At 40.1% G+C, this 19,380-nt stretch carries 18 protein-coding genes; 10 read left to right on the top strand and 8 right to left on the bottom strand.

The window, feature by feature from the left end:
• The first annotated feature begins 13 nt into the window (after positions 1–13).
• On the top strand, positions 14–1,087 hold the full coding sequence (locus MKX82_RS16275; protein ID WP_233316547.1) for a nitric oxide synthase oxygenase: 1,074 nt from the start codon (positions 14–16) through the stop codon (positions 1,085–1,087).
• Positions 1,088–1,097: 10 nt separating this feature from the next.
• On the opposite strand, the gene MKX82_RS16270 is transcribed toward MKX82_RS16275, so the two are convergent.
• A complete protein-coding gene (locus MKX82_RS16270; RefSeq protein WP_341078435.1) occupies positions 1,098–1,655 on the bottom strand; it encodes a hypothetical protein in 558 nt (185 codons plus the stop codon).
• Between the two features lie 212 nt (positions 1,656–1,867).
• Here MKX82_RS16270 and cdaS point away from each other — a divergent pair, with 212 nt between their 5' ends.
• Positions 1,868–2,491, top strand: coding sequence for a sporulation-specific diadenylate cyclase CdaS (cdaS, locus tag MKX82_RS16265; RefSeq protein WP_233316545.1), 624 nt, complete (start codon positions 1,868–1,870; stop codon positions 2,489–2,491).
• A gap of 55 nt (positions 2,492–2,546) precedes the next feature.
• On the opposite strand, the gene MKX82_RS16260 is transcribed toward cdaS, so the two are convergent.
• Positions 2,547–3,086 (bottom strand): hypothetical protein, encoded by a 540-nt coding sequence (locus MKX82_RS16260; protein WP_233316544.1) that lies wholly within the window; start codon positions 3,084–3,086, stop codon positions 2,547–2,549.
• 197 nt (positions 3,087–3,283) lie between these two features.
• Between MKX82_RS16260 and MKX82_RS16255 the strand changes: the two genes are divergently transcribed.
• A complete protein-coding gene (locus MKX82_RS16255; protein ID WP_233316543.1) occupies positions 3,284–4,051 on the top strand; it encodes an alpha/beta hydrolase in 768 nt (255 codons plus the stop codon).
• Between the two features lie 34 nt (positions 4,052–4,085).
• On the opposite strand, the gene pyk is transcribed toward MKX82_RS16255, so the two are convergent.
• Positions 4,086–5,147: a pyruvate kinase gene (gene pyk, locus MKX82_RS16250; RefSeq protein WP_237941864.1), complete on the bottom strand. Its 1,062-nt coding sequence runs from the start codon at positions 5,145–5,147 to the stop codon at positions 4,086–4,088.
• Positions 5,148–5,285: 138 nt separating this feature from the next.
• Between pyk and MKX82_RS16245 the strand changes: the two genes are divergently transcribed.
• Positions 5,286–5,429, top strand: a complete 144-nt coding sequence (locus tag MKX82_RS16245) for a hypothetical protein (RefSeq protein WP_341078430.1) — start codon at positions 5,286–5,288, stop codon at positions 5,427–5,429.
• A 93-nt stretch (positions 5,430–5,522) separates the two neighbouring features.
• Here the strand turns inward: MKX82_RS16245 and MKX82_RS16240 are convergent, their stop codons facing one another.
• On the bottom strand, positions 5,523–5,780 hold the full coding sequence (locus tag MKX82_RS16240) for a hypothetical protein (RefSeq protein ID WP_341078428.1): 258 nt from the start codon (positions 5,778–5,780) through the stop codon (positions 5,523–5,525).
• Between the two features lie 219 nt (positions 5,781–5,999).
• Between MKX82_RS16240 and MKX82_RS16235 the strand changes: the two genes are divergently transcribed.
• The 3 genes from MKX82_RS16235 (at position 6,000) to MKX82_RS16225 (ending at position 12,503) form a co-directional block, all read left to right on the top strand.
• On the top strand, positions 6,000–6,236 hold the full coding sequence (locus tag MKX82_RS16235) for a hypothetical protein (RefSeq protein WP_233316540.1): 237 nt from the start codon (positions 6,000–6,002) through the stop codon (positions 6,234–6,236).
• A gap of 335 nt (positions 6,237–6,571) precedes the next feature.
• Positions 6,572–11,914, top strand: coding sequence for a 5'-nucleotidase C-terminal domain-containing protein (locus tag MKX82_RS16230; RefSeq protein WP_341078426.1), 5,343 nt, complete (start codon positions 6,572–6,574; stop codon positions 11,912–11,914).
• Positions 11,915–11,921: 7 nt separating this feature from the next.
• Complete coding sequence (locus tag MKX82_RS16225; RefSeq protein WP_233316539.1) at positions 11,922–12,503, top strand: class D sortase; 582 nt, start codon at positions 11,922–11,924, stop codon at positions 12,501–12,503.
• Between the two features lie 36 nt (positions 12,504–12,539).
• On the opposite strand, the gene MKX82_RS16220 is transcribed toward MKX82_RS16225, so the two are convergent.
• From MKX82_RS16220 to hxlA, 3 genes are all read right to left on the bottom strand, one after another.
• Positions 12,540–13,256: a 3-ketoacyl-ACP reductase gene (locus MKX82_RS16220; protein WP_233316538.1), complete on the bottom strand. Its 717-nt coding sequence runs from the start codon at positions 13,254–13,256 to the stop codon at positions 12,540–12,542.
• A 132-nt stretch (positions 13,257–13,388) separates the two neighbouring features.
• On the bottom strand, positions 13,389–13,946 hold the full coding sequence (gene hxlB, locus MKX82_RS16215; RefSeq protein ID WP_233316537.1) for a 6-phospho-3-hexuloisomerase: 558 nt from the start codon (positions 13,944–13,946) through the stop codon (positions 13,389–13,391).
• A 6-nt stretch (positions 13,947–13,952) separates the two neighbouring features.
• Entirely contained in the window at positions 13,953–14,585 is a 633-nt protein-coding gene (hxlA, locus tag MKX82_RS16210; RefSeq protein ID WP_233316536.1) for a 3-hexulose-6-phosphate synthase, read from the bottom strand.
• Positions 14,586–14,765: 180 nt separating this feature from the next.
• Here hxlA and MKX82_RS16205 point away from each other — a divergent pair, with 180 nt between their 5' ends.
• The gene (locus tag MKX82_RS16205) at positions 14,766–15,134 is read left to right on the top strand and encodes a winged helix-turn-helix transcriptional regulator (RefSeq protein WP_233316535.1); all 369 of its coding nucleotides are present in this window, start codon (positions 14,766–14,768) and stop codon (positions 15,132–15,134) included.
• 39 nt (positions 15,135–15,173) lie between these two features.
• On the opposite strand, the gene MKX82_RS16200 is transcribed toward MKX82_RS16205, so the two are convergent.
• Positions 15,174–15,569 carry a hotdog fold thioesterase gene (locus tag MKX82_RS16200; protein WP_396953776.1) on the bottom strand — a complete coding sequence of 132 codons (396 nt, stop codon included), beginning with the start codon at positions 15,567–15,569 and terminating at the stop codon, positions 15,174–15,176.
• A 129-nt stretch (positions 15,570–15,698) separates the two neighbouring features.
• Here MKX82_RS16200 and MKX82_RS16195 point away from each other — a divergent pair, with 129 nt between their 5' ends.
• Together MKX82_RS16195 and MKX82_RS16190 are read left to right on the top strand one after the other, a co-directional pair.
• Positions 15,699–16,193: a MarR family winged helix-turn-helix transcriptional regulator gene (locus tag MKX82_RS16195; protein ID WP_341078417.1), complete on the top strand. Its 495-nt coding sequence runs from the start codon at positions 15,699–15,701 to the stop codon at positions 16,191–16,193.
• Positions 16,190–19,345, top strand: coding sequence for an MMPL family transporter (locus MKX82_RS16190; protein ID WP_341078413.1), 3,156 nt, complete (start codon positions 16,190–16,192; stop codon positions 19,343–19,345). The genes MKX82_RS16195 and MKX82_RS16190 overlap by 4 nt, the downstream gene beginning before the upstream one ends.
• Positions 19,346–19,380: the final 35 nt, after the last annotated feature.

Raw genomic sequence — 19,380 nt, 5'->3', positions numbered from 1 at the left:
AGGAGGACTTTCGTTGGAAATTGATTTATTCGAGGAAGCTTCAGCCTTTATTCAATTATGCTACTCTGAATGGGAGCAAAATGATCGGATTGAAGGTAGATTGGCAGAAATAAAATCGCAAATTTTATCCCAAGGATACTATGAGCATACATATGAAGAACTGGCATATGGTGCAATGCTTGCCTGGAGAAACAGCAATCGCTGTATCGGCAGATTATTTTGGAAGAATCTCCATGTAATCGATAGGAGATCTGTACGATCGGAAGAGGAAATGATTAATTCATTGTTTGAACATATGGAGTATGCAACTAATGGGGGAAAAATAAGGCCGACTATCACTGTATTTCCGCAAGAGAAAGCAGGCGAGTCTTTCCATATTTTGAATCATCAATTGCTTCGTTATGCTGGCTATAATACAAAATATGGAATAGTAGGAGATCCTGATTCCATCTCCTTTACAGAATACTGTGAGACACTTGGCTGGAAAGGGCAGGGAACGAATTTTGATATATTGCCGCTCGTCGTGCAAATCAATCAAAATAAACCGAAGCTGGTTGAAATCCCGGCAGAGCTTGTATTACAAGTGCCCATCTGCCATCCGGAATATAGCTGGTTCGCCGACTTAGAGCTGCAGTGGTATGCTGTGCCGATCATTTCGAGCATGAGGCTGGAGATTGGCGGCATTTCTTATACTGCAGCCCCATTTAACGGCTGGTATATGGGAACAGAAATCGGCGCAAGAAACCTTGCTGATGAAAACCGTTATAATATGCTTCCAGCTATTGGGGAAGCAATGGGACTTCAAACGAAAAAGTCTGCCTCTTTATGGAAAGACAAGGCGCTTGTCGAATTGAATATTGCCGTTTTGGAATCATTTCGGCAATTAGGTGTGACCATTGTTGATCATCATACAGCGGCACAGCAGTTTAAAATATTTGAAGGCAAGGAGGAGGAGGCAGGCCGGGATATAACTGGAAATTGGGCTTGGCTGATTCCGCCTCTGTCTCCTGCTGCGACGCACATCTTTCATAAACGCTATAACAATGAAATAAAAAAGCCTAATTTCTTCAACAGGCGAAAAAATTAGGCATTGTTCGTTATTCTCCTTTAAAGGAAGTAACACCAAAAGTTTGGGTATAATCGTAGCCATTAAAATATATGTCTAAGTCGTGAAAGTATCGATGGAGGCTGCGCATAGCATCTCGATTGTCGTTTGCTGCTACAAGGTTTGCCGCTTCTTTAATAAGGTCTAAATCAGCAGAGATTTGACTGTTATTAATGACCATATTCTCAGCTTGGGACAGTATGCTTTCTGCCGCTTCTTTTTGTTCTGTATAATCCGCTGTCTCAAGTTTACCCCAGCCTAGTGTTTCATTATAGAAATCATGCCAATCAGAGATAAAGTCATGGCCGCTTGAGCCGTCAGCCAATGTAACGATGCTTTCATCCATTGGTTCATGGACTGGTTCTGTGCTCATATCTTCTGACCCTGCCGACTGAGAAGAAGCTGCATTCACGGCAGGCTTTTCACTCTTTGATTCTAAAGGTTTATCTTTTTCTAAGAATATCAAGACAGCGAAAACGACGGAGGCAGTCAATCCCCCAATTCCAATCACTATCCCGATAAGCCAGATAATCATTTTTTTCCATTGCAATCTAAATCAACCCCTTATGTTGATGTTTCGTTATGTCTTGTCTATCATTTCGCTAATAGAGTGGAAAATCCTTCATAAGAAAGGTAAATATGCTAAAAAACCAAATTTATTAGGAGAATTTCATTCCTTCACCAACAAGCAGCTGCTGAATAGAAAGGCAATAGAGTGGAAATAGTATAGAAAAAGGAGCATGAGGAAAAAGGAGTGTTAGCTTGTCTGCAGAGGATATGAATATGCCGCTTTTTATTAAGAGTCAGCTTAAAGCAGATTTGCATTCTCTATTAGCAAATCTCCATAGCCTGTATGACTCCATTGGTGAACGAGATTGCTGTGTTTTAAATGACTTTGAGAAAATGAACAAGCAGTTTAAAAGCATTCACAGCTTCGCAGCCTCTTACTATTTGCAATCCTATTTGGAGCCGTTCACAGATTATATGGAGATGCTTACGGCATCTGCCCAGCAATTTTCGGAGAAGCGGCATGGTGCGCTGATTGCTATGAAAAGAAAGGATAATTTAGAGGATTTCGTCCATTCCGGGATTACCTTAAATGCACAACTGTCTTCCAACCTACTTGAAGCCATTTTCTATCCAGGGAACCCGCTACATGATGGCGGTGTATTGATTGATAAAGATATGATTGTGTCGGCTGCTAATATTTTTCCTACGTCTCAATTTTATAATGGGAAAGATAAACTCGGTACAAGACATAGAGCAGCTATCGGCATAACTGAGCAGACAGATGCATTGGTTATCGTTGTTTCAGAAGAAACAGGGAGAATCTCCTTCTCCATTGACGGTCAGCTCTTTCCTGTCCAAACAAGTACCTTTATGTAGTGATGAAAAGCTTGAAGCGTTTTGTTCAAGCTTTTTTTGCTGTGCTTTTAGCATGTTAGGCAGCAGTTCGGAGCAAGATTAACAGTCCGATAAAGAAAAAGAAGATGGTCATGTAATAAAGAGTACGAAATCCTCGGTTGGAAATATTGACAGGTGTTCTTCCATCCATCGGGACCAATCGTTTGCCGATATGACTAAATATTCTTGCATAAATCCAATAAAGGCTGTAAGAATCCCAAAAATCCCAGCCATTTCTAAAACGGATAAAGCCGAAGTATTCCAGCACAATTTCAAGGCTGAAGGTCCAGGTAATTAAGACAAAATAGAAGCGGAATGTATCTCCCTTCGGTTCAAATCGAATTAGAAATGTAATAAACAGCCCGAAATTTATTACGACAGCTGGCAGAATATAGCTGACGGGAAGTGCATAGCGGTAAAAGCCATTAAAATAAAAGAATAAACAAAGCAGGATGGAAAGCACCGCATGAATGAGAAGGGTTGTTTTATAGTACTGGAACTTTTTCCAAAGCACGAGTGTACATCCTGCTGCCCCTGACAGAATTGCCGCACACAGTATATACCAATTTATGTCCACATTTTTCTCTCCTTCATAACGATAAGGATTCTGTTTTAGCTTTTGCAAAAACAGAAAAAAATATGTTTCATTAAGCCTGCTTGTATTTCTCTTTTAGGAAAGCGATGGAAAGAGCAGATGAATTCCCAAACAGGAAAAAAACGGCTATAATTCCCTTATGTGAAAGCGTTTAAATAATAGGAGAGGTGACAGGCAATATGGCATTGATTAAATGTGATTTTTTCTCTGAAAGCTTGCAATTGAGCACTTCGATGACAGTAATTCTGCCGCAGGAAACAAACGCACAAATTGGCATGAAAAATACTGTCAGCGGGAATAAGCACCAGACACTCTATTTACTTCACGGGCTGAGTGATGACCACACGATATGGACAAGAAGGACATCTATTGAGCGCTATGCGGCACCCCTTGGCTTAGCAGTAGTTATGCCGCAGGTTGACAGAAGTTTTTATACAAATATGGCTTACGGCAACAAATATTGGACTTTTTTGACAGAGGAGCTGCCTATGGTCGCAAGGTCTTTTTTTCCTTTATCAGAAGCAAGGGAAGATAATTTTGTGGCAGGCCTGTCGATGGGCGGCTATGGAGCATTCAAATGGGCTCTGAATAAGCCCGATAGTTTTATCGCAGCAGCCAGCCTTTCAGGTGCAATGGATGTAGAAACACTTCAAGATAGATCAGAAGGTGGCCTTTATCAGCTTATCTTTGGAGAAAACAGCATTAGAGGGACAGAGCATGATCTATTTTCTCTTGTAGAGAAGGTAAAGGATCAGAACGTGAAACCTTCCCTTTACCAATGCTGCGGTACAGAGGACTTTCTATTTGAAGATAATAAGCGGTTTAAGCAGGCTTGTGAACATACTGCATTTGACTATACGTATGAATTCTCTCCAGGAGAACATGAATGGGGATATTGGGATAAAAAAATTCAGGATGTGCTTGAGTGGCTTCCTTTAAGGAAATGACAATACAGCTGGAGGTTGATCCTCCAGCTGTATATCATAGTTCTTGCTTTAGTAAATCGATGAGATCAGTGTAGCTGTCAGGCATAGTCTGTTTAAAACGTTCAGAGAAAGCAGCTGCTGTGGTAAGCACATGAATGCTTTCTAGCGGATGCTTTCCGACAGCGCTCTCTGCTGAAAGCATTACACCATTTGTGCCGTCTAAAACAGCTTGGAATACATCTGTTACTTCTGCTCTTGTAGGAACAGCATTTTCTGTCATAGACTGAAGCATTTGTGTAGCAGTCACAACGAATTTTCCGCTTTTATTACATTCAGCAAGTATCGCTTTTTGCAAGAGAGGTATCCAATAATAAGGAAGCTCCACACCTAAGTCACCCCTTGCCAGCATGATAGCATCTGCTGCTTCACAAATATCAATAAAGCTGGATACTGCCTCTAATGTCTCAATTTTTGCCATCAGCTTTGGCGGAGTGTTGGTGAATGTTTTTATATATTCTCTTATTTCCTGTAAATGATTTGCTTTTCGAATAAAGGAGCATGCGATAATATCTATATCATGCTTTAACAGAAACTCAATATCCCCTTTGTCTTTTTCTGTAATAGCAGGTAACGACAGGGATGTTCCTGGAACGTTGACACCTTTTCGAGATGCGATGCTTCCCCCTGCTTTAACAATCGTTTTGGCGGTGCTTTCCCCTGTTTCAACAACATGAAGCTCTACCTCACCATCATTAATAAGGACTCTGCTTCCAACCTTTATATCTTGGATAAACCCCTTGTAATCAACACTTGCCTGTGTGTTATCTCCATCTATTTCATCAACGGTCAGCATGAAGCTGTCCCCATCCTTCAACAATACCTTATCTCCCGTTATTTTTCCTAAGCGGATTTTCGGCCCTTGCAAATCTCCTAGTATCTTGATGGCAATTCCTGTTGTCTTGCTTATGCTTCGAACCGCTTCTATAACAGCGAGATGATCTGTTTGGCTGCCATGTGACATGTTTAACCTAATAATAGTCATTCCTTTTTCGACAAGCCCTTGGAGGATTTCTTCTTTGCTGCTTGCAGGTCCAATGGTGCAGACTTTATCAATCATAGGTGATGCCTCCTTAAAAAATTTTTACAGATAGTATAACCTGATCTGAATTTATAAGTCCCCGTGTTGAAAAAGAGCAACTCCCCATGAGTGAGCAGCAGCCGATTAGAGGTTTTTTTGAAATTGCGTATTCTATGTATGAAAATACAGAGAATGTTAACAGTAACACTTCTTAATTCAAAGGCTAGGCTCGTTCGTTTGCTTACTGCCAGCTTGATTTATATTGTTCCATTCTTAGAATTTGAAACTGAACAATGGGGAAAGGGGCTGATTGCACATTAGTTGTGCAGGAACTTGATGTGTTATTTTATTCAACGTACAACTTCAGTGCTCCTCATTAAATGGCACAAGACATTTCTATTTTTATGATTGCTATTAAAGCGGCTGAAATGGGTAGTGCTTATTGGCCCTGCTTTTTTTCTGGCTTATTTCAGCGATGATAATGATGTTATCTGTTCTAACTCCCCAAAGATCATCATTGCCAATGAATTCAAACCCAAGCAGTCGTAAAAGGCTCTCCAAGCTTTCTTTATTCTCTGTTGCCTGCTGATTTACATGAGTATCGATCAGTTTGACATTGTCCTCCATAATCTTATAAAAACTGAAGTTGACTAGGTAAATTGTAGTGTACATGCTCCAAGCTCCTCAATGATGGACTAAGTAAACTCTAATCATTATATATATATATTTTGGAGAGGAAATCTCAATATTGAAATGGATCATCCCATGCAGACTCATAATCTCTGCATAACTTTGACATTAAAAATGTGTTCTTGAAAGAAAACGGAAAAATTGGGCAGACTGCATGTTATAATGACAATCGATTATAGGAAAGAAAAAGGAGGAGAAAGATTGGCCAATAAAACGCATGAATTATTAAATGGCTGGACGCTTCTAGCGGACAGATCCTACAAAATGTTCGCAAATCAGAATTCTTATGTCCTGCTGGATGAAGAAAATGATGTAGTAATGCAATTTTCTGTCACAGACCAGGAGTTTGAAGTAGTTTCTTCCAATTGGAACCTGAATTTTAAGATTATACCTGCATTTAAGACAGTTAAGATTTTAAATATTCCATCTGAAGAATAACAGCTGTATAGAAGTGTTAAGCTAGCCGGAAAATGATTAGGCTAGTTTTTTTATGGAATAAAAAAGGGGAATTTATTATATTGCTAAAAAAATTTAGTGATTTTGTCTTGAAAGGAGTAAGCTGTGAATGAAGAGGTTTACAAATAATGTAAAATATAAATTGTCGATAAATTGGTAGTTTTGTAGAGGTAACAATGACAAATTATAGGAAAAATTAATCATTTTAATCAAAATAATACAAATTATCTAATATTTTTACAGAATTCTAGTGTGAATTTTACAATATTAAGATATCTTTAATTGGTAAGGCAATTTATGGACCAAGGAGGATATAGATGAAGGGGAAACAAAGTTTTAAAATTTTGTCAATATTGCTAATTTTCACTTTAGTTATACCGAACTTCTTAGGCAATTTTACTCCAAGTGTTTCTGCTGCAAGCCAAACGGCTGATGACTTATTTATTTCTGAATACATAGAAGGCAGCTCAAACAATAAAGCAATTGAAATTTTTAATGGGACTGGCAGTGAAGTAGATCTTGCCAGCTATAGTCTGGTACTTTATGCCAATGGTAAGACAGAACCTAATACAACATTAAAGCTTGAAGGGAAGCTTGCAGATGGAGATGTGTATGTTATCACACATAGCTCTGCCAGCGCCGCAATAAAGGAAAAGGCTGATATTCAGCATGGTGTCGTCAACTTTAATGGTGACGATGTAATTGAGCTCAAAAAAAATGATGCAGTCATCGATGTGTTTGGCACTGTTGGTGTGCAAGAAAAATGGGGAGATGGTGCTGCTGAAAACCATACTCTTATTCGCAAAAGCTCTGTAACGAAAGGAAGCATTGGAAGTGAGAGCTTTGATCCAGCATTAGAATGGGATATCTATGATATTGATCATTTTGCTGATCTTGGCAAGCATACTTTTGGAGATACAGACAATGGAAGTGAAAACCCAGGACAAGAGGAAGAGGAAACTCCTTCCACTCCAACAGACAAAATCTCTATTTCTGATGCACGAGCAAAAAATGGACAAGTTGTAACAGTTGAAGGTGTTGTAACTGCTGATAATGAAGGAATCGGCGGCGGCAAGCTATCAACATATATTCAAGATGATACAGCAGGTATCAATCTATATGCAAATAATGCTGGCAGTTTCCCGGCCCTAAAAGAGGGACAAAAAGTAAAAGTAACAGGAAAAGTCACAGAATATAACAAATTGCTGGAAATAGCACCAAATGCTGATGGAATTGAAATCATATCAGAAGGAAACGCAGTACCAGCACCAATTGAATTTTCACTAGAAAACATGGCAGATGCTAGTCTTGCTGAGCAAAAAGAAGGCCAGTTAGTTAAGTTTAAAGGGTATGTACAATCCATTCCTGCCACTCCAGCTGGAGGGGGCTATAATGTTTCCGTAATTGATGAGAACTTTAATGGAACAACATTGCGAGTAATGGAAGGAACACAGGCTATATCTGCTATTGAAGCAGGAAAATGGTATGAGTTTACAGGTGTATTGAGTCAATATAATACTTACCAAGTGTTGCCAAGAAAGGCATCTGACGTAACATTGCTTGCTGAGCAGCCTGATGCACCAACTTCAGCAGGAGAATATGAATCTACTGTTAGCAGTGTAGTAGACGGAGATACTATTCATCTTGAATCACCAGTTCTTGGGGCGACAAAGGTGCGTTACGTGAATATTGATACACCGGAAACGTATCATACTCCAAAAAATGCTGCTGATGAAAGTCAGCTAGAGCATGGACAAGAAGCAAAGGCATATTTAAATTCCCTATTAAAACCAGGTGATAAAGTAATCGTTAAGGTCGGAGAAGAGGCAACAGATGACTATGGAAGACTGCTTGCTCAAATCATCCGCAAGAGCGATAACTTGAATACAAACTTGGAAATGGTTAAACAAGGGTATGCATCGACTTACTTCATTTGGCCAATCGGAGAGGAAGCTGAATATAATCAGTTTCAATCTGCGGTAAAAGAAGCAAAGGACAATGGCAAAGGTATCTGGAATGCAGAGAATCCTCTAGAAGAATTGCCATTTGAATTCCGGGCAAGAGAGCAAGGTAAAGGATTAACGAGATATGTCGGAAATTCTGAGACAAAGGAATATGTGGAGCCTTCTAAATTTGCAGAGGTGCCTGTTGAAAAACGCATCTTCTTTGCAAGTGCAGAAGAAGCAGAAACAAATGGCTATAAAGCTAAAAATCAAGGAAGCAAGGAAAATATTAAACTGCAGCTTTTAAGCGTTAATGATTTGCATGGGAAGATCAGCGAAGAATATGCAGATGGTTCAAACACAATTGGCAGAATGGATTATTTAGCAGCATATTTACGTGAACGAGAAGCTGAAAATCCTAATACACTGCTTGTACATGCTGGTGATATGGTAGGCGGTAGTCCTCCTGTATCTGCATTGCTGCAAGATGAGCCAACTGTAGAAATTATGGAATCATTAGGGTTCGATGTTGGGACAGTCGGAAACCATGAGTTCGATGAAGGTGTGGACGAAATGCTGCGCCTCATTAATGGCGGAGAGCATCCAAACGGAACGGAAAACTATGATGGCATTAATTTCCCAATGGTAGCGGCAAATGTAGAATACAAGGATACAGGTAAGCTAGTGCTTGATCCATACACAATTAAGGAAGTTGAAGGCGTGAAAGTTGGATTTATCGGTGTTGCAACGACTGATACGCCAAATATGATTATCAGTAAAGGAAATGAAAATATTCGCTTCACAGATGAAACAGCAGCAATCAACAAATTCGTACCAGAGCTGCAAAATCAAGGTGTTGAAGCAATCATCGTCCTTGCTCACGTTCCTGGCAATCAATCAGGTGACAGTGCGACAGGTGATATTGCTAATATTGCGAAAAACGTAGACGATGCAGTCGATGTTCTATTTGCAGCCCATAATCATGTGAAGATTGATGCAGTTGTTGATAATAAGCTGATTGTTCAAGCTGGAGAATATGGCAAAGCATTCGCAGATGTAGAGCTTGAAATTGACCCAGCAACTGGTGATATCGTTAAAAAATCTGCTGATATTGTTGATGTAGTGCAGGCGGGTGTCACACCTGATCCAGAGGTTTCTGCAATCTTAAACAAGTATTCGGAGGAAGTTGGTCCGAAGCTGAATGAGGTAATTGGAGAAGCAGCAACGATTATGGAAGGTGGCTATGCTACAAAAGGTGCAGTTGGCGATAATGCGCTCGGAAACTTGATTGCAGACGGCATGCTTACTGCAATGGATAGTGACTTTGCGCTGATGAACGGCGGCGGCATTCGTGATGACTTAAATGCTGGTGACATTACTTGGAATGAATTGTTCAATATTCAGCCATTTGGCAATACTTTAGTTAAGCTGGAAATAAGTGGTGATGACTTACGGGAAATTTTGAACAGCCAATTCAGCAGCTATGGTCCTGATGTCAGTATTGGCGGCTTCTCCTATACATGGGACAGCAAGCAAGGATCATTTGGTAAAGTTGTTGATATCTTCTTGCCAAATGGAGAAAAAATTGATCCAGATGGCAAATACACAATAACAGTGAATAACTATATGTACCCACATAGCAGCGATAAGTATTTGCTTGCTAAGCTTGGTGAAAACCCTGTTCAAGGGGGAGAAGACCTGCAAGCGACTGTTGATTATGTGAAAAGCTTCAATGGTCCGATTTCTTACAATACGGGAAGAATCTCAGAAGTGAATGCTACTGATGGTCCAACAGGCAATATTTCAGCACAGCTATTAGGTGTAAATGACCTACACGGTAAAATAGATGTTACTGGAACAGTAGATGGCGTTAATTATGGTTATGCTTCTTACTTGGCAACCTATTTAAAACAGCATGAAGCAGAAAATGAAAACACATTACTTGTTCATGCAGGCGATATGATTGGCGGCAGCTCACCAGTTTCTGCATTGCTTCAAGATGAGCCGACAGTTGAGATAATGGAAGCATTAGGCTTTGATGTCGGAACTGTTGGGAACCATGAGTTTGACGAAGGTGTGGACGAGATGCTCCGCATGATTAATGGCGGCGAGCACCCGAATGGCACTGCCGGTTATGACGGCATGAACTTCCCAATTGTTGCAGCAAATGTGGAATATAAGGATACAGGTAAGCTTGTGCTTGATCCATATACAATTAAAGATGTGGATGGCGTAAAAGTAGGCTTTATCGGTGTGGCAAATATTGATACACCAAGCCAGATTATTGCAAAAGGAAATGAAAATGTTCGTTTCACAGATGAAATAGAAGCGATCAATAAATATGTTCCTGAGCTTCAAAAGCAAGGAATAGAGGCAATTGTAGTGGTTACTCATGTTCCTGGAAATCAAGATGCAAACAGTGGAGAAATTACAGGAACTATCGCTGATATCGCGAACAAAGTGGATGATGCGGTTGATGTTATCTTTGCAGCACATAATCATGTGAAAATAAACGGTTTAGTTGATAATAAGCTGATTGTTCAAGCATGGGAATATGGCAAGGCGTTTTCTGATATTGATTTAGAAATCGATCCAGTTACGAAGGACATTGTGAAGAAATCTGCTGAAATAGTAGATGTGAAACAAGAGGGAGTTACACCAGATGCAAAAGTGCAAGCAATTCTTGATAAATATCAAGACATAGTTGGCCCTAAGCTGAAGGAAGTTGTTGGAGTAGCGGCAACGGATATTTTAGGTGGTTACGCTTCTAAAGGGGAAGTCGGTGACAATGCACTTGGTAACTTAATTGCTGATGGCATGGTAGCAGCAATGGACAGTGATTTTGCTTTAATGAACGGCGGAGGAATTCGTGATGACTTGCTTCAAGGTGAAATCACATGGGAGGAATTGTTTAATATTCAACCATTCGGTAACACGTTAGTTAAATTAGAGCTGACAGGTGCTGAATTAAAAGAAGTGCTTAATACTCAATTCAGCTCATACGGTCCAGATGTAAGCATTGCAGGCTTTAAGTATACGTGGGATGCATCACTTGGTGAATTTGGAGAAGTAGTTGATTTAATGCTGCCAGACGGCTCAAAATTAGACTTGTCTAAAACATATACAGTTGTTGTTAATAACTATATGTACCCACATACTACGGACAAATACCGTTTAACTGAATTCGGTGAAAATCCTGTACAAGGACCGGATGATCTGCAGGCGACAGTAGATTTTGTTAAGTCATTTACAGAGCCGATTTCATACAGTGCAGAAAAACGAATTTCTGAAATCACTGATGAAGACACAGAAACACCAGGTGAGAATCCAGAAACACCAGGTGAAAGTCCAGAAACACCAGGTGAAAGTCCAGAAACACCAGGTGAGAATCCAGAAACACCAGGTGAGAATCCAGAAACACCAGGTGAAAATCCAGAAACACCAGGTGAGAGTCCAGAAACACCAGGTGAAAATCCAGAAACACCAGGTGAGAGTCCAGAAACACCAGGTGAGAATCCAGAAACACCAGGTGAGAATCCAGAAACACCAGGTGAGAATCCAGAACCAGGTGAAAATCCAGAAACGCCTGATAAAGAGACAAATCCAACACCTGTGCTGCCGAATACAGCAACAATGGACTATAATTATCTTCTGATTGGGTGTATGATGCTAGTAGTAGGAAGTGTTGTACTATTCGTAAAAAGAAGAAAGGCGTAAGCTGATAATGAAAAAATTGAAATGGTTTGCCCTCCTGCTTATAGTAGGAGGAGCGGTTTTTCTCGGATTGGGAGCATGGAATATAGCTGAAACAAAGGTGAAAACAGAGCAATCATTATCAAAGGCAGAAGCTGTGGTTAAAGAGAAAAAGGACGATTGGGTGGATGAGGAGCAGGATAATCGTTTCGTGCCTCCTACAGGGGAATCGGTCGGCATTCTGGAGATACCAAAAATCGAAGGGAACTTGCCGATTGTAGAAGGAACAGATCCGGATGATTTGGAAAAAGGTGTCGGACACTTTAAGGGCAGCTATTATCCGAACGAAAATGGTCAAATTGTCTTATCAGGACATCGTGATACGGTGTTCAGAAGGGCTGGTGAATTAGAACTCGGTGATGAGCTGAGAGTGGTGCTTCCATATGGAAGCTTCTCCTATGAAATCACGTCCACAAAGATTGTTGAAGCAGATGATCAGACTATTATTACGTTGGATAATACGAAAGAAGAGCTCGTCTTGACCACTTGCTATCCTTTCAGCTTTGTTGGCAATGCGCCGCAGCGCTATATTATTTATGCGAAAAAGGTGTGAAAAAAAGCAAACTCGTCCGCCGAGTTTGCTTTTTTCTTATGGATTAGTAGACCACATACCAGAAGTCTTAATAAATACACGAGAGTTAAGCTTTAATTGTGCAACCATGTATTCAGCCAAATCTTCTGGCTGCATTACTTTTTCTGGATTTCCGTCTGTCAGGTTTGTATCGATGGCAAGATCTGTAGCCACTGTGCTTGGTGTTAACGCCGTTACACGGATATTATGCTTGCGCACTTCCATCATTAACGATTCAGTCAATCCCAATACAGCAAACTTAGAAGCACTGTATGCACTTGTAACAGGTGCGCCCTTTTGTCCAGCTGTTGAGGAAATATTAATGATATCTCCAGCTTTTCTGTCAATCATTCCTGGAAGCACCGCTCTTGTTACATAGTAAGTACCCATTAGATTTACCTTAATGATATTCTCCCATTCTTCAGCAGATAGGTCGAGGAAGCCGCCGAATTTAGCAGTGCCAGCGTTGTTAATTAAGATATCTATTTGCTTTAACTCAAGATTGATACTGTTTACAGCATCAATAACAGATTGGTTGTCAGATACATCTGCTGTTGCAATTGCAACAGATACACCATACTGCTTTACTTCTTCTGCAACTTTTTTTAAATTGCCTTCTGTTAACCCAATTAATCCTAGGTTTACGCCTTCCTGTGCAAGTGCAATAGCAGTCGCACGTCCGATGCCTCTGCCAGCACCTGTAATTAATGCCGTTTTTCCTTTAAGTGATTGCATAATTTATTTACTCCTTTATCAAGTTAGTTAAGTCTACAAGAGACAGACTAAATAAAGCCAAAGCCAATATACTATATAATGGAACCATTATACAATCAATTGGCTTTGGCTTATAAGGCAGCCTATATAAGTTTATTCCAAATTGGCATGTTTACCATACATTGTATTGGAATCAAGATTTCTTACTTCCATATATTTCAGGATGACACTGTCCAGTGTAAGCAGCATAAGCTGTTCAAATAAGGAGCCCATTGGCTGAATTGTTTTAAAGTCACTGTTTGTTTTATCCTTTGGTGATCCAGGCAGTTTAATCGCTGCATCAGCAATTTTGCCGATTGTGGATTCTGGAAAAATCGTCACAGCGATGACATTGCCGCCAATACTTTTCGCTTTTTCAGCAATCGAAATAAGGCCCTTCGTTTCACCTGATCCAGTGCCGATGATCAACAAGTCTTCCTTTTCGAAGTTGGCAGTTACAGTTTCACCGACTACATATGCATCAATGCCCATATGCATCATTCGCATTGCAAAGGATTTAAGCATAAAACCAGAGCGGCCTGCTCCTGCAACAAATACCTTTTTGGCTGACAAAATTGCCTCAACTAGAGAGTCAGTCTGCTCAGTGGAAACATGTGTGGAGGCTTCTTTCAGCTCAGCTAAAACAGCCTCCAAGTATCCGCTTGTGTTCATAGTCTGTTACCCTTGAAGGATCAATTCTTTAAACTTAGCAGCAGTCTCTTGTAAGTTATCTTGGCCTGTGATGCCGCCGCCGACAATAATTAAATCAGGCTGTGCTGCAATAACCTCAGGAAGAGTATCTAACTTAATTCCGCCTGCAACAGCTGTTTTTGCATTTTTTACGACACTTTTAATTGCTTTCAAGTCTTCAAAAGAGTTTTTGCCGACTGCTTGCAAATCATAGCCAGTGTGTACACAAATATAGTCTACACCGAGCTCATCTAGTTCTTTAGCACGTGCTTTAATATCTTTTACAGCAATCATATCAACGAGGATTTGTTTGTTTTGCTTTTTCGCTTCAGCTACAGCACCCTTGATGGATTCATCTTCTGCAACGGCAAGAATTGTTACGATGTCAGCTCCTGCAGCAGCAGCTTGACTTACTTCATAACCAGCAGCGTCCATGATTTTTAAATCAGCAAGAACTGTCACGTTTGGGAATGCATCTTTCAGTTCTTTAACAGCGCGAAGACCTTCGTTTATAACAACCGGTGTTCCGATTTCAACAACGTCAACATGATCTGCTACTTGAGATACTACTTCAATTGCTTGCGGGATATTTACTAAATCTAATGCTAATTGTAATTTCATTTTAAACACTCCTTTTTTGATTGGGGCTTTTTATTATTTGCCTAACAAAGCCGCCTTGATTCCTATTTCTTGTACAATGTCGATTATACGGCTTATAATTTTAATACGTAAGTACGCACTTTATTTATATATAGTGTCTAAAAGTATACTAAGTATGGGAAAAGGAATGGAGGAGTGTCTATGAGCCGCATGGAAGATAAGGTCTTCAATTGTGAGAAAGAGCTGACTTTAGGTATTATCGGCGGAAAGTGGAAAATGCTGATTTTATGGCATCTCGGCAAAGAGGGGACGAAAAGATTTGGTGAGTTAAAGGCATTAATGCCAGGTATTACACAAAGAATGCTTGTAAACCAGCTTCGTGAACTAGAGGAAGATCTTATTGTAAAAAGAGTCGTTTATCCAGTCGTTCCGCCGAAGGTTGAATATTCCCTTACGAAAGAAGGGGAAAGCTTAATGCCTATCCTCGACAGCATGTACAATTGGGGTAAAAATTATATAGAAACTGTTCTGGACAGTCCGCCTGAAATCAGGGATATAAGTACAAACTAATTCATATAAAGAAAGGGTGCATCTTATGGATGCACCCTTTTATTTACGCTTATTCACGACTGCAATCGTGCAGCGGGAAATCGATATGAGTTTGCCTTCTTCATCCTGAATTTTTATTTCATATACCATGCTGCTTTTTCCTTGATGGATGACAGATGCGATTGCTGTAACGATTCCGTCTTTTTTGGAGCGGATATGATTAGCATTAATTTCCTGGCCAAAGACAGCTGTGCTTTCTAAATCGACAAGACTTGCAGCACCTAAGCTTGCAACCGTTTCTGCTAAGGCAACAGAAGCGCCGCCGTGCAAGTAGCCAAAAGGCTGTCTTGTTCTTTCATCAACAGGCATTGTGGCAATGCATGTTCCATCTTCTTTTACTTCTGTTATTTCAATTCCCAGTCTTTCCATAAGTGTGTTTTCATTAGTGAATTTCATATGCATTAGCCCCTTCATTTTGAGGTCATTATAGCATAGTCTCTATGCAATGAGAAAAAATAAAAGAATAAAAAGAAACTGATTGACATAAAAACAAGGAGAAAGTTAAAATGTTTAATAGTTAAGTAGTTGAACTATTATTTGGGGGTGAAAGCAATCAGCAGCAAAAAAATTAAAGATGTCGTCGATAGGTATGTGGACATCAATTTCTCTGTAAACCGGAAATTGGATAATCTCATTAGAATGGAAATCGGAGATGTTCTCACTTGTGAACAGCACTACACAATGCGCCACATTAACCAAGTGAAGGTTTGTACATCTTCTGAGCTGGCTGCAGTGTTCGGTGTTAATAAAAGTGCGATTACATCTATTATTAATAGACTTTTTGAAAAAGAATGGATTGAACGCACAAGGGATAAAAAAGATCGAAGAGTCATTTATTTGACATTAACAGAAAAAGGAAATGCGATTTTTACGAAAATGGAAGAAAGAATACATCGCTTAGTGGAGAGTCTTATCAATAAATTTGATGATCAGGAAATTTCAGGCTTTTTAGCAACGTTTGAAAAGCTGGACAAATTAATAGAAGAAAATAAAGATACGAAGACGGAGGTCAAAGAGTGAATAGCATTCTCAAAGGAAAATGGATTGTTCTTGTTCTGTGGATAGCAGCTATTGTCGGGCTGTTTATGATTGCTCCGAATATGGGGGATCTTGTCAGAGAGAAAGGGCAGGTAAGTGTGCCAGATACTTTTTCCTCTGCAAAAGCAACAGAAATCATGGATGAGATTCAAAGCCAAGAGAACCAAGGTGATCAGTCGTCAGTTGCACTTGTTTTTCATAGCAGCAAGAAATTGACTGCAGAGGAAAAGGCAGAAACTGAGAAGGCTGTTAAAAAGCTAGAAGCAGACAAGGAAAAGCTTGGCATCACAGAAATTCTCTCCTCTTTCACAGATGAAAGTCTTAAAGACCAGCTCGTCTCTGACGATGGCAAAACCATTCTTGTATCACTAAAGGTCAGCTGGAATGACCGAGAAGCAGAAGAAGTCAGTAAGGCATTATATGACGAATTAGAAGAGTTTAAAGTAGATCATTATTATACAAGTAATTGGATGATTGACCAAGACTTAACAACAAGCTCAGAGGAAGGCTTAAAAAAGACAGAAGGTATAACGGTCGTATTTATACTTGCTGTACTTTTAATAGTATTCCGTTCGGTTATAGCGCCGTTCATACCGCTTATAACAGTCGGATTGAGCTATTTGGCTTCCCAGTCAATCGTATCTATCCTTGTTGATAAATTCGATTTCCCTATCTCTAATTACACACAAATCTTCCTTGTTGCCGTTCTATTTGGTATCGGTACAGATTACTGCATTCTTTTATTAAGCAGATTTAAGGAAGAGATGATGCATAGCGAAAGTATTGCAGAAGCTATTGTTGAGACATATCGAAATGCAGGAAGAACAGTGCTGTTCAGCGGAATAGCAGTTATGATCGGGTTTGCTGCTATCGGTTTCTCTCAGTTTAAGCTGTATCAATCAGCGTCAGCAGTTGCTGTTGGTGTAGCATTATTATTAGTAGCGTTATTTACAGTCGTACCTGCCATTATGGTGCTGCTCGGGAAGAAGATCTTTTGGCCTTCAAAAGGCAGTGCAGAGCATGGTGACAGTAAAATCTGGGAGATTGCCGGCCGCTTCTCCATCAAGCGCCCTATTATTGCACTTGCCATTGTTGCTGCAATCACTGTTCCATTCCTTGTTACATATGATGGAACACTTTCCTTTAACTCATTGGATGAAATCGGCGACGATGCACCGTCCATCAAAGCTTTCAACGCAATTGCTGACAGCTTTGGTCCAGGTGAATCGATGACAACAACCATTACCATTAAAAATGATGAAGAAATGGATTCTATTGAATATCTAGGCTTGGCAGAAAACATCAGCAAGGAATTAGAGAAAGTAGACCTTGTTAAAGATGTCCGCTCTGTCACAAGACCTACAGGAGAACCAATCGAAGATTTGTATATTTCCAAGCAGGCTGAAACATTAGAAGAAGGCCTTGGCGAAGGAAAGGACGGCATTGATCAAATCAGCGATGGCTTGCATGAAGCAGGCGATCAGCTGTCAAAATCAGGACCGCAGCTAAGCACTGCTACAAGCGGCATTAATGATTTGATTAAAGGTACTGATGAAATTAAAACCAACTTAGGTACCATACAGACCAACCTAGCTAAAATTGAGGATGGCATTCGTCAAGGTACTGCTGGGTCTGATGATATTAAGGCAGGTCTGGAGGCAGCGAAGTCTGGAGCGGAGCAGCTGCTGGCTGGACAAAAGCAGCTTTTGACGGGATATGAGGATGTTGGAACGAACCTAGGAATACTACTTACAAAATATAAAGAAATAGAGGATGGAATAAAAGAGCTATCCGATGGTCTAAGTAATATTAAGGGAGGATACTTTGATTATCTAGAGGCTAATTATCAAAAAATTGGTGAGGATGGTGTTAAGCAAGGACTTGGAGACGATAATTTATATAAAGAAATAAGGAAGGGTATTGAGAAAGCTCAAAAAGGAGTCCCTTTATTATACAGTGGTATTACAGAGCTAAACGGGAACTTGGTTAAGCTACAAGGTGGAATAAATTCTGCTAACGGAGAGTTGGAAAAAGCCATCAGTGGTCAGGCAGGTTTAACCACAGGACTAGAACAGCTCATCGCAGGCATCGAACAACAACAAGCCGGCTTAAACCAATTAGCTGACGGCCAAGGACAAATTGTCGATAATATGCCGAAGCTGACAGGCGGACTTACAAGCATTAGTGATGGACAGAAGCAGCTGCTTGATGGATTTGGTGACATTAACGGACAGCTTGGCGATTTGACTGAGGGCTTGAATCAAAGTGCTGACGGGCTTGATCAAGTGTCAGACGGCTTGAACTCAGCAACAGATTATTTATCTGGTTTATCCAAAAATGACCAAAATCAATTTTATTTGCCTGAGGAGGTGCTAGAAAGTGATGACTTCCAAGGGGCTTTAGATGCTTACTTATCTAAAAATAATAAAATTATGACAATGGATGTAGTCTTTTCAGCGAACCCTTATTCTAATGAAGCAATCAACCAAATTGACGATATAAAGGATACGGTGGAAAGAGCAACTACGGGAACGAAATTAGAAAATGCAGAAGTGGCAGTTGGGGGAATTACCAGCACCAATGCGGATTTGCGCACAATGTCTAATCAGGATTACTCGAAAACGGTGCTGTGGATGCTTGTAGGAATTGGAATCGTCCTCATTTTCTTATTCCGTTCCATCATCATGCCGGCATATATTATCGGTTCACTTATTTTGACATTCTATACAGCGATGGGAATCAATGAAGCGATTTACGTCAATCTGTTAGGATACACGGGAATAAGCTGGGCTGTTCCGTTCTTCGGATTTGTTATTCTTGTCGCACTTGGAGTGGACTATAGTATCTTCTTAATGGATCGCTTCAATGAATACAGAGATTTATCGATTGGAGAAGCAATGCTTGAAGCAATGAAGAAAATGGGGACTGTCATTATCTCAGCAGCAGTCATTTTAGGTGGGACGTTTGCAGCGATGATGCCATCTGGCATGCTGTCACTGCTGCAAATAGCAAGCATTGTATTAGTTGGCTTGTTCCTGTATGCATTGATTATCCTGCCGCTATTTATCCCTGTTATGGTCAAGAATTTCGGTGAAGCAAACTGGTGGCCATTTAAACGGCCAAATAATGAGTAAAAAAAAACGGGAATCATCTGATTCCCGTTTTTTTT

The sequence above is a fragment of the Niallia sp. FSL R7-0271 genome (genome assembly GCF_038005785.1).
GTDB lineage: Bacteria > Bacillota > Bacilli > Bacillales > Cytobacillaceae > Niallia.
This window is presented reverse-complemented; position numbering and strand designations above follow the sequence as displayed.